Origin of the sequence: Gottfriedia endophytica (assembly GCF_017814275.1) — a bacterium.
GTDB classification, from domain to species: Bacteria; Bacillota; Bacilli; order Bacillales; family Bacillaceae_G; genus Gottfriedia; species Gottfriedia endophytica.
The window spans coordinates 396,192-407,948 of the sequence record NZ_JAGIYQ010000001.1 but is presented as its reverse complement, the minus strand read 5'-3'; the positions used below and the strand labels follow the sequence as shown (position 1 = coordinate 407,948).

General features: G+C 32.4%; 7 protein-coding genes and 2 pseudogenes. 7 read left to right on the top strand and 2 right to left on the bottom strand.

The window, feature by feature from the left end:
- Positions 1 to 362 precede the first annotated feature (362 nt).
- Complete coding sequence (locus tag J5Y03_RS01930) at positions 363 to 1,433, top strand: MerR family transcriptional regulator (RefSeq protein WP_209401871.1); 1,071 nt, start codon at positions 363 to 365, stop codon at positions 1,431 to 1,433.
- 100 nt (positions 1,434 to 1,533) lie between these two features.
- Here J5Y03_RS01930 and J5Y03_RS01925 read toward each other — a convergent pair whose 3' ends face one another.
- Positions 1,534 to 1,860 carry a helix-turn-helix domain-containing protein gene (locus J5Y03_RS01925; RefSeq protein ID WP_209401869.1) on the bottom strand — a complete coding sequence of 109 codons (327 nt, stop codon included), beginning with the start codon at positions 1,858 to 1,860 and terminating at the stop codon, positions 1,534 to 1,536.
- A 386-nt stretch (positions 1,861 to 2,246) separates the two neighbouring features.
- Between J5Y03_RS01925 and J5Y03_RS01920 the strand changes: the two are divergent.
- The 5 genes and pseudogenes from J5Y03_RS01920 to J5Y03_RS01900 all read left to right on the top strand — a co-directional run.
- Positions 2,247 to 2,411 (top strand): annotated as a pseudogene (locus J5Y03_RS01920) (transposase); the annotation flags it as partial.
- A 247-nt stretch (positions 2,412 to 2,658) separates the two neighbouring features.
- Entirely contained in the window at positions 2,659 to 4,179 is a 1,521-nt protein-coding gene (locus J5Y03_RS01915) for a class I SAM-dependent DNA methyltransferase (protein ID WP_209401867.1), read from the top strand.
- Entirely contained in the window at positions 4,169 to 5,392 is a 1,224-nt protein-coding gene (locus J5Y03_RS01910) for a restriction endonuclease subunit S (RefSeq protein WP_209401865.1), read from the top strand. Before J5Y03_RS01915 ends, J5Y03_RS01910 begins: the two co-directional genes overlap by 11 nt.
- 3 nt (positions 5,393 to 5,395) lie before the next feature.
- A complete protein-coding gene (locus tag J5Y03_RS01905) occupies positions 5,396 to 8,506 on the top strand; it encodes a type I restriction endonuclease subunit R (RefSeq protein WP_209401863.1) in 3,111 nt (1,036 codons plus the stop codon).
- Positions 8,507 to 8,645: 139 nt separating this feature from the next.
- The gene (locus J5Y03_RS01900; RefSeq protein WP_209401861.1) at positions 8,646 to 10,166 is read left to right on the top strand and encodes a PIN domain-containing protein; all 1,521 of its coding nucleotides are present in this window, start codon (positions 8,646 to 8,648) and stop codon (positions 10,164 to 10,166) included.
- Between the two features lie 229 nt (positions 10,167 to 10,395).
- On the opposite strand, the pseudogene J5Y03_RS20225 reads toward J5Y03_RS01900, so the two are convergent.
- Positions 10,396 to 10,539, bottom strand: a pseudogene (locus J5Y03_RS20225) (IS110 family transposase); the annotation flags it as partial.
- A gap of 290 nt (positions 10,540 to 10,829) precedes the next feature.
- On the opposite strand from J5Y03_RS20225, the gene J5Y03_RS01895 reads away from it, so the two are divergent.
- Positions 10,830 to 11,489 carry a GNAT family N-acetyltransferase gene (locus J5Y03_RS01895; RefSeq protein ID WP_209401859.1) on the top strand — a complete coding sequence of 220 codons (660 nt, stop codon included), beginning with the start codon at positions 10,830 to 10,832 and terminating at the stop codon, positions 11,487 to 11,489.
- The last annotated feature ends 268 nt before the right edge of the window (positions 11,490 to 11,757 follow it).

Sequence of the window (11,757 nt, the reverse complement as noted above, 5' to 3'; positions counted from 1 at the left end):
AGCGGTTATTTGTACAAGTCTTTGCAAAAATGCGGTTTTTTGTATTTAAAATAATGTTGATAAAACAACATTATTAAATTAATTTTGCTAAATGAATATTGAACAACTAACATTGATGAAAGAATGTTGTTCCAACAATATTGCATGAATAAAGTTCGAAATTAAGGCAGTACTCCTATTTTTTAAAATCAATAAAACAGCCTTTTTTGAAAAATGTTGTTCCAACAGGGTTAGTCCTAACTTTAATATAGCTTGGCATCCACAATGTAGCTTGTACATTATCACAAAAATCATATAAATGACTCATAAAAAAATTATTTTTTCGTATCTTGAAATGAACAAGCTTTTTTAGGAGGAGGCATATGGAGCGGGAATATAATTTAGAGGAAGCGTTAAAAATTTTGATGGATTGTTATATAACTGATTCGATTCAAACTCTTCGAAAATGGATCCGTGATGGGAAAATAAATGCAATCTCAACAAGTTATCGTCAAGGTGGATATAAAATAATGGAGTCAGATTTGGTCAAGTTTATCCAACAAGAAAGATTAGGTTTATTAGATATGGTTCGTGTGTATAAAACATATGTAGAAAAGATTCCATTAAGTGTAGCAACACTATTCAAGGACAATGCTGAAAAATTTGAAAATTCAACGAAAGAAAATAAAGAAGAAATAACAGAAGCGATGAAAAATGAAACGATTAATTCCAAAAGTGTAAAAGAAATAAAGGGTGAAACTAAATTTCCGATGGAATTACAAGAGCAGGAAGTTTCTAATGCAGCAATACTTAAGACTCTTATTCAATTTCAACAACATGTTGATGAAAAGTTTGAGAGGTTAGATAAATTAGAAAAAGGTCATGAAACACTAATATACAAATTTGAGGATTATTCAAATAAATACGATTTTAAATACAATGAATTGAAAAATGATATAGAGAAGTTAAAGGAAGAATTGAAAACAGGTAAAAAGCAAAAAGATATAAAGGAAAAGGATTCAGAGGATAAAAAAGAGGATAGACAACATCTTATTAAAGATAGCTATAGTTTTAAATCTTACATTAAATATTACTTGAAGAAAAATGGAATGACACTAGATGAAAATCAGAGAGAAAAATTCGAAAATGAAGCTTTAAAGGCTTATAAACTATTTTATGATGATCATGAAAACTTTTTAGAAAATAAATATTATCAAAGTGACCAAAGTGATTATGTAATGAAATTTGATGATAAAGATGCAGTTTTAACTGGAGCAAATAGAGGAGAATTAATGGTAAATTACTTCAACAAAGTTTTTTTTCCTGAACTTAAACAATTATTTGTTGAAGAAGAATTAGAGTCTGAAGATCAAGTTATAGAATCTGTAGATCAGACCACACAACCAAATTTGTCCAAAGGTAAATATCAACAAACTACTTTATTTTCAGAATAGCTAGATAAATATTCGGATGAAAAATAGCATGTATTTTTTGCATGCTATTTTTCTCATACAAACTAATAATATATCAATTTATCAAAGCTTAGATTACTTTTTATCTAACTTTCTTTTCAATTAACCATTTAATATTTGACTCTAAACTAAAGAGTACAAATTCGTAAGATTCTTCATCAAATTTTTTTAATAATTCCATTTGTTGGAATACACGACTAAACCTAGAGTCTTCACTTAGATTCAATGGAAGTAATGCGAGTTCTTCTTGTAACCTCTGTAGTAGGGGAAAGGAAATATTCTCGGTTTTTTTTGTTTCTAATTGACTTAAGTAACTAGGTGAAATATTTAATATCTTTGCAAATTCATTTAACCCATACCCTTTTTTAAGCCGTAACTCACGAATTTTTTCACCTAAATCTAGTAACATATTCTCCCTCCGAATATAGATTTGATAAACAATAATTCGATAAACCGATATTAATATCCTTTATAAATATTTATCTAGAATAAGATAGAAATAGTATATAGATGGTTTTAACATGACAAAAGTCTTCACTTCACCCGGCCATAGTAGCAGTATAACGGTTTTTATTGTTTTTCATAATCTGTGGTGCAGCGCTTGAGATGTTTGGATGGCTAAAGGGCAGTTGAAAAATAAGAAACTTTATGTATCTCCTAAAAATAAAATTGAATTTGCTAAAAAATGCAGATAAATGCATCAAGGAAAATTTCACCCGGAATAATTGCCGAAAACTCTGAAGAATTAAAAGTACTAACTACTTTATTACTATTTTGTTTAAACGAGAGATTAACGAAACGATTGAACGTGTCTTTGCTTATGCGAAAGAAAAGCATGGAATGCGTTGGAGAACTTTAAGAGGCCTTAAAAAATTGTCCATGCAGTCGATGCTTACTTTTGCTGCGATGAATTTGAAGAAATTAGCTAACTGGACATGCCAAGGTCCAGTTAAAGCTTAGAAAAAGTTACTCGTGAGAGTAAAATTCTAAAAGACTGTACAATATTTTCTAAAATTCTATCAAAAATTGAAAAGGCAATTGGAATGAGGGCATTCCAATTGCCTTTTGTCTTCAATCTGAAATGATATGAATATCATAGGTTGTAAGTTTTGTATAAAATGTAATATATTGTTATTTTTTAATTCCTATTCAATTTAACTGGTATAATAGACATAGATAAAAGATATAGCTTACGGGAGGCAACAATATGGCAACAGCAAACTTAGGTTTTGAAGAAAAACTTTGGCAAATGGCCGATAAACTACGAGGATCGATGGATTCTGGTGAATATAAGAATGTCGTATTAGGATTACTATTTTTAAAATATGTATCAGATGCATTCGAAGAAAAGTATTTTGAATTAAAAGAAGACAAATGGGCGGATGAAGAAGATCGTGATGAATATGTTGCTGATAATATCTTTTTCGTACCACAAGAGGCACGTTGGTCTTTCATTAAAGACAATGCAAAAAAACCTGAAATTGGACAATTAATTGATGCCGCAATGGTTGCGATTGAAAAAGAAAATCCATCGTTAGTTGGTGTATTACCTAAATCATTCGCACGTCCAGAATTAGATAAAACACGTCTAGGTGAAACAATTGATTTATTCTCATTCAAAGTTGGTGATGAGGAAAGTCGTGAAAAAGATATCATTGGACGTGTTTATGAATATTTCTTAAGTAACTTTGCAAGTGCAGAAGGTAAAAATGGTGGGGAATTCTACACACCTTCTTCAGTTGTACGCTTACTTGTTGAAATGTTAGAGCCTTATAAAGGACGCGTTTATGACCCAGCATGTGGATCGGGTGGTATGTTCGTTCAATCATCTAAGTTCGTGAAAGAACATCAAGGGCGCATTGATAATTTATCTGTATACGGACAAGAATTTAATCCGACAACATGGAAGCTATGTAAAATGAACTTAGCGATTCGTGGAATTGATGGCAATATTGGATCACACAATGCAGATACCTTCCATAATGATTTACATAAAGGGCTAAAAGCAGATTATATTTTAGCAAACCCACCATTCAATATTAAAGATTGGGGTGGCGATAAGTTAAAAGATGATGTGCGCTGGCAATATGGTATTCCACCAGAAGGTAATGCCAACTATGCATGGGTGCAACATATGATTTCTAAATTAGCACCAGCGGGGACAGCAGGATTCGTTTTAGCGAATGGTTCTATGTCTTCTAATACAGGTGGCGAAGGTGAAATTCGTAAAAACTTAATTGAAAATGATTTAGTTGAATGTATCGTTACACTTCCGGGTCAGCTATTTTATTCAACACAAATCCCTGTATGTTTATGGTTTGTATCGAAAAATAAATCGAAAACAGGTAAACGCGAACGTAATAATAATATCTTATTTATTGATGCACGTAATTTAGGCTTTATGGCAGACCGTACACATAAAGAATTTAGTGAAGAAGATATTCAAAAAATCGCAGGTACATTCCATGCATGGCGAGGTACGAATGACCAAAAATATGCAGATGAGCTTGGTTTTTGTAAAGAAGCCACTATCGAAGAAGTACGCGGAAATGATTGTATTTTAACACCTGGTCGCTATGTAGGCTTAGTAAAACAAGAAGATGATGGCGAACCATTTGAAGAGAAGGTGGCACGTTTAACGAGTGAATTATCAGAGCAATTTACGAAATCACAAGAGATGGAAGAACAGATTCGTAAAGCGTTAGGTGGTATAGGGTATGAGATTTAAAGAGCTAGCTCTAGAGAATATTCTTGAAATCAATCCAAGAATGGTATTAAAAAAAGGCACTGTGGCTAAAAAAATTGCGATGGAACATATAAATGAGTATGTAAAAAAGGTACAAGGTCATGAACTAACAGAATTTAAAAGTGGTTCGAAATTTAAGAATGGAGATACTTTGGTAGCACGCATTACACCATGCTTAGAAAATGGAAAAACAGCTTATGTGAATATTTTGGAAGATAATGAAATCGCATTTGGTTCAACAGAATTTTTTGTTGTTAGAGCAATAGAAGGCAAGGGAGATCCTCAATTCATTTACTATTTAATGCGTCATCCAAAGATAAGGGAAGTAACTATTAAATCAATGACAGGGACTTCTGGTAGACAAAGAGCGCAAAAAGAAGCTATTTTAGAATATTCGATGGCTTTACCAAATATAAAAGATCAAAAGAAAATAGGATACTTCTTATCACTATATGATTCTAAAATCGAAGTAAATAAGGAAATTATTAACATTTTAAAACAACTTTCTCAAACCCTTTTTAAACATTGGTTTATCGACTTTGAATTTCCAAATGAAAAAGGTCAACCATATAAATCTAGTGGTGGGGAAATGGTGCAAAGTGAGTTAGGGGAGATACCTAAAGCGTGGTCTGTTGATAGCCTTTCAAGCATAGCTGATATAGTGATGGGACAATCTCCGAAAAGTGACACATATAACAATGAGAATATTGGACTGCCATTATTAAATGGTGCAGCTGATTTTAAAAATTGTAATCTTTCTCCCAATAAGTACACATCAGATGCAAAAAAAATTGGAAACAAAGGTGATTTTGTTTTTGGTGTGCGAGCAACTATAGGTTTGGTTACAGAATTAGATGATACTTATGCTATTGGACGTGGAGCAGGAATAGCAAGATCATTAACAAGAGAAGCAAAAGAATATTTATATGAAGTACTAAATAAAGCTTTTAATGAGTTTCAATATACAGCAAGTGGAAGTGTATATCTAAATATATCTAAAAATGATTTAAAAGATTATAAAATTTGTAAACCATCGAATAATATCGTTAAAAGATATCATTCAGCAGTAAGGGCAATTATGATTCAAAAAGAAAATTTGATTCAAGAGAATAAAAACCTAACTCAACTCCGCGATACACTTCTCCCAAAGCTTCTATCAGGTGAAATCGAAATTCCTGATGAATTGGAGGTGTAATGGGTGTTTAAATATAATGAGTCAGAATTAGAAGTTGCAGCATTAGAATGGTTAGAAGAGCTTGGCTATGACATTGTAGAAGGCCCAACGATTGCACATGATGGGGAAAGTCCAGAACGTGATAGCTATCAAGATGTTGTGTTAGTAGATCGTTTGCGTGATTCTTTACGAAAGATTAATCCAATACTTGAAACGAAAGTCATTGAAGCAGCCGTTCAAAAGATCATTGCGAACGCTTCACCAAATTTAATTTTAAATAATAAGCAATTCCATAAGCTTGCGACAGATGGTATCGAGATTCAAATTCAAGGGGAAGATGGCTATAATCCAACGGTGTCAGTCTATGTCTTTGATTTTGAAAACCCGCAAAATAATGATTTTATGGCAGTGAATCAATTTACGATTATTGAAGGACAAGCCAATAAACGCCCAGATGTCATCGTCTTTGTAAATGGATTGCCTGTCGTTGTCATGGAATTGAAAAATGCGACGAATGAAGATGTCGATATTTCAGATGCGTACAACCAAATTCAAACCTATAAACAAGCGATTCCAACTTTATTCCGTTACAATGCTTTTTTAATTACGAGTGATGGCATTAATGCTCGTGTTGGTTCACTCACTGCGAATGAAGAGCGTTTTATGAAGTGGCGTACAGTCGATGGGAAATCGCTGGCTAGTCCAGCTGAACCACAATTAGAAGTAATGATTCATGGCATGTTAGAGCCAAGTCGCTTATTAGATATTATTCAAAACTTTATTTTATTCCAAACAGACGGTGAAAATACGTTTAAGATTTTAGCTGCCTATCACCAATATCACGCTGTAAATAAAGCTGTTGAAAAAGCACAAGTGGCAACAGCAGAAGATGGCGACCACAAAATTGGTGTCGTTTGGCATACGCAAGGCTCTGGTAAAAGTTTATCAATGGTCTTTTATGCTGGGAAGCTCATTAAAGCGATGAATAACCCGACATTAGTTGTCTTAACAGACCGTAATGATTTAGATGATCAATTGTATAAAACTTTCTCGATGTCGAAGGAGATTTTACGTCAATCGCCAAGTCAAGCACAATCGAGTGATTCGTTACGTGAATTATTAAACGTAGAATCTGGAGGTATCATCTTTACGACATTGCAAAAATTCGCACCCGATGAAGAAACGGGCAAAATGCCTTGTTTAACAGACCGTACGAATGTTATTGTCATGGCAGATGAAGCACACCGTTCACAATATGGTTTCGGTGCTGCATTGTCACAACAAAAGGACCATGAAGGTGAAGTGAAATATGGTTATGCAAAATACGTTCGTGATGCATTGCCAAATGCTTCTTTTATCGGTTTTACAGGAACACCTATAGAGTCAACAGACCGTAATACACCAGCTGTATTTGGTGAATATATTGATGTGTATGATATGTCACAGGCTGTAGAAGATGGTGCAACGGTTAAAATTTTCTATGAATCTCGTGTCATTCCTTTAGAGTTACCAGAAGGGTTAGCCATTGATGATGATTATGAAGATATTACAGAGGATCAAGAATTATCAACAAAAGAAAAGTTGAAATCCAAATGGTCTCGTTTAGAAGCTATTGCTGGAGCAGGTTCTCGTATTGAAAAGATGGCCCAAGATCTAGTTCATCATTATGAAGAACGTGAAAAAGCGATGTTCGGGAAATCGATGATTGTTGTGATGTCACGCCGTATTGCCATTGATTTATATCAAGAAATCATTAAGCTTAGACCTTATTGGCATTCGGATGATGATGATAAAGGGGCAATTAAAATTGTCATGACGGGTTCTTCAAGCGACCCTGTAGAATGGCAGCCCTTCATTGGTACGAAAAAACGTCGTGAATTTTTAGCACGACGTATGAAAGACAATGATGACCCATTAAAAATTGTTATTGTCCGCGATATGTGGCTAACGGGTTTCGATGTGCCTGCGATGAATACGATGTATATTGATAAACCGATGAAAGGGCATAACTTAATGCAGGCGATTGCTCGAGTAAACCGAGTATTTAAAGATAAACCAGGTGGTTTAGTTGTCGATTACATTGGTATTGCAGATAACTTAAAACAAGCGTTGAAACAATATACAGATAGCGATCGTGAAACAGCAGGTGTAGATACAGCGTTTGCAGTGGATATCATGTTAGAGAAGCATCAGTTAATTAAAGAATTGCTTTATGGTCATGATTATTCAGGGTTCAAATCTGAAAAGTCGTCGCAACGAATTAAAGCAATTGTAAAAACGATGGATTATGTCATTGGACTGGGTGATGAAGAAAAGAAACGTTTCTTAGATACAGTAACTGAATTATCGAAGGCGTACGCTTTATGTGCGACTTCACAAGAAGCAGAAGAATTAAATGATGAGATAGGGTTCTTTAAAGCTGTTAAAGCAAGCATTGTGAAAACAATCGGTGATGGCAGCAAAAAGAAAACAGCTACGCAAATGGATGCACAAATTAATCAATTGATTTCAAAATCGGTTATTTCAGAAGACGTCATTGATATTTATAAAGAATTAGGTCTTGAAAATCCAGATATATCGATTTTATCAGATCAATTTTTAGAAGACGTTCGTGCTTTGCCACAAAAGAATTTAGCAGTGGAATTACTGAATCGGTTATTAAACGGTAAAGTAAAAAGTGTACAACGAAGTAACTTGATTCAAGCGCGTAAATTCTCTGAGATGCTTGCAAACTCATTAAATAAATACAACAAACGTACGATTGAAACATCAAAAGTTATTGAAGAGTTAATTGAGTTGGCGAAAGAAATGGACTCCGTATACAAACGTGGAGAACAAAACGGCATGGTAAAGGAAGAAATTGCCTTTTATGATGCATTAGCTTCACATGATACAGCGGAACAAGTGTTAGGGGATGATACATTAAAAATCATTGCCCATGAACTGACACAATCCATTAAAGAAAATATGGGTATTGATTGGAATCTACGTGACTCTGCCCGCGCAAAAATGCGCGTCATCGTCAAACGATTATTAAAAAAATATGGTTACCCACCAGAAATCAGTAAACAAGCAGTCGATACCGTAATTGAACAAGCAGAATTAATGTCGGAACAATTGGCATTAGAGTTGTAAGCTAGGAACTAGATACGAAATTAATTTCGTATCTAGTTTTTAGTTGTGAATATACGAAGTGAAAAGTGAATTTTGATTCTATATATTTTTTAGAAAATACTAAAGTTATGATAATTTATTTATCAATGAGGTAGGAAATATGAAAACATATATAATTTTCGATACAAATATACTTTATAAAAGAGATTATAAAGATTTTTCGATTTTTGAGTTTAATTCAGTATATGATGAAGTACAAGGGAAAATTGAAAGAAATGATGTTATAGATAGGTTTGAATTAAGAGTTCCAGACATAACGGTAAAAGAACTTTTTAAACAACAATTGCAATCTTATAATTCGCACGTTGAAATGATAAGAAACTCTTATTTAAAATTTAATCAAATTTATGAAGTAGATTTACAAATAGATGAAAAATTTGATTATGAACCCTTTTTAGAAAAGAAAAAAGAACAATATATTGCAAGACAAGGTATTAATATCCTTTCAATATGTAAAGAAGAGAAGTTTGTAAGAATTGTAGAAAGAGCATTAAATAAAGAAGCACCTTTTGAAGGAAAAGATAAAAAATCAGATAAAGGTTTTAAAGATGCTTTAATTTGGGAATCTATCTTAGAATTTGCCGAAGAGAATGATGGAGAATATATTTTTTTTACGGCTGACAAAGGGTTTAAAAAAGAACTACAGATGGAGTTTAAAGAAATAACAGGTAAAAATATAGAGATTTATGATAAAGATGATAAACAGCAATTAGATTTAGTTATTGAAAAGTACTCAGTCGAAAAAAGAACACGAATTAGATCAGAAATGCTATATAAAAATTTAGAAAATCTTCTTGAAATATTAATAAATGAATTAGAGTATAAAGCTTTTCAAGAAGTTGAATTAAACGGTATATTATGTACCGTTAACGATTTTGAAATTATTCCCAAAATAATTGATTTAAACGAAGTAGGAGAATCATTGTTTAAATTTAAATTAAAAGGAAAAATGAAAGCTGGAAAAACTGGTATATCCTATGAATTAAAAACTTCTTTATATTTTGTGGTGGAAATTGAAAGTTTAGTGAGCTCACAAGTTCAATTAATTAAGCTTGATAACATAGATGCTACTTCTATGGAAGATGATTTAATTAATATTGCTGATATATCGTTTAGTTTTTCTCCAGAAAATGAAGAGGAAGAAATAGAAGAAGTAGAAGAAGCGGAAGAGGAAGTAGAAGAAGCAGAAGAGGAAGTAGAAGAAGTAGAAGAAGTAGAAGAAGCAGAAGAGGTAGAAGAAGCAGAAGAGGTAGAGGAAGCGGAAGAGGTAGAAGAAGCAGAAGAGGTAGAAGAAGCGGAAGAGGAAGAAGAAGCGGAAGAGGTAGAAGTAGAAGAAGAGGTAGAAGCAGAAGGAATATCTACTGTAAAAGCAAGCATAGAAAGCGTTCTATTAGAAAAAGAGTTTAATGATATTATAAATTACCAAGAAGAATTGATTGATATTATTAAGAAAAATTATACTGTTGATTGGATTATGTTTGAAAGTAAAAGAGCTCAAATGAGATTAGTAATAAAAATTTTTTTAAGGACGAAACATGTAAGTAATGAACAAATAGAGATTCTTACAGATTTAATCTTAGAAAAGTTGATTGAAAACTTTCCTAAAGAGGCAATGGTTTAATAAGTTATGATATTACATAAAATTTGTTAGGTTTTAATCAATCTTTTTTATAAAAACTTCTATAACCTATATATCAAACCCACACCTTTTGATCAAACTTTGTTCAAAAATGTGTGGGTTTCTTCTATTATAAAATCAACCTTTGTAGCATACTTTTGATCAAACTTTATTTCAAACCAACACCATTACCTTACTGGAAGGTTTTGTTATTACTTCGTAATTGTGGTATTTAGCTTAAATCAAGGAAATTTTCTTTCCTTTTCATTAGGGTATATATCCAATGAAGTAATTTGTTAACACAAGCGATTATTGAGACTTTTGAAGGTTTTCCTTCTTCACGTTTTCTACCGTGAAATTCCTTTAATCGTTTATTTCAGGATCATCTTCACCAATTGCTATTGCACGAAGCATATCCTTTGATGAAACGCCCATAATATTAGATACAACTGAGCCAAGTTTGATTAAAGAACTTGAAGTAATATTAAACTATTTTCCAGTCATAAGAAATCCATAATCTTTTATAACTAACAAAAGCGATTCTTCAATAGAAGTTCGCTTTTTCTTATTCAACATAATGGCAGTTTAGTTCAATTAAAGTTACAGAATAATTCATCATTCTTTGATATAGTTAATTTGAACCAAATCAGATTTAGGGGGAAAAGTATGTACCAAATTAGAGAGTTGACAGGTAATATTTCGAATAAGCAAAGGGAGGAAATTATTGAACTTGTTGGCAATAATGCTGAAGATATTAGTGCATTTGTCGTTCAAAGGGATTCACCTTTTTATGAATATGTAAGGGTCCGAGAAATAACTAGAGCGAGAATGTTCCTAGACTTCTTGAAAAAAGATGAACCTGAGAAAACTTACTTAATAGTTGCTGAGGATTCTGGGAAGATTATTGGTTACTTATTATACAATAGAGATGTTACTTGTAGAGACGATGTATCTATATGTAGTACAGTTGTATCTGACAATTATCGTAGTCAAGGGATTTTCACTAATATGATCAATTTACTTAAGACAAAAACTAAAAGTATTTCACTAAGTTGTTTTATGAATAAGGTTAGTTTCTACCAAAAGTTTGGTTTTAAAATTGATGAATCATTTGAAACTCAAGTTGGAATGTTTTATGGCACTTATAGTGGAGATGGTATGTTTCTAACTATTAATGATGATGAGTTAGGTTCACAGTCTCTTGTACTTGCAGAAATGAGCAAGGTTATGAAACGTTTTGGAAAATCATTCCAGAAAGAGTTAAATAGTTTTCTGATGGAAAGTGAAAGAGAAAAAGAAAAAGTGAAAAAATTTATTGAATATTAGAAGGAAAGTTAACTAGCTCAGTCATTTACTTATTTTCTACGCAAGAAGTTAACGCATAAATAAAACCAGTTTAACTCAAATGTAACACAAATAATTTGTGAATTATTGTACTGAAACTAATAGGGTGCGATTGTTGAACAACAAATAGAGGATGATCATTATTCGAACATCCTATTAATATGTTCATACGCATATGAACCAGAGTGGAATGATATATTTGTTGTTATGGAAGACGAAGATAAATATTTTGGGATATATTATTCTACGG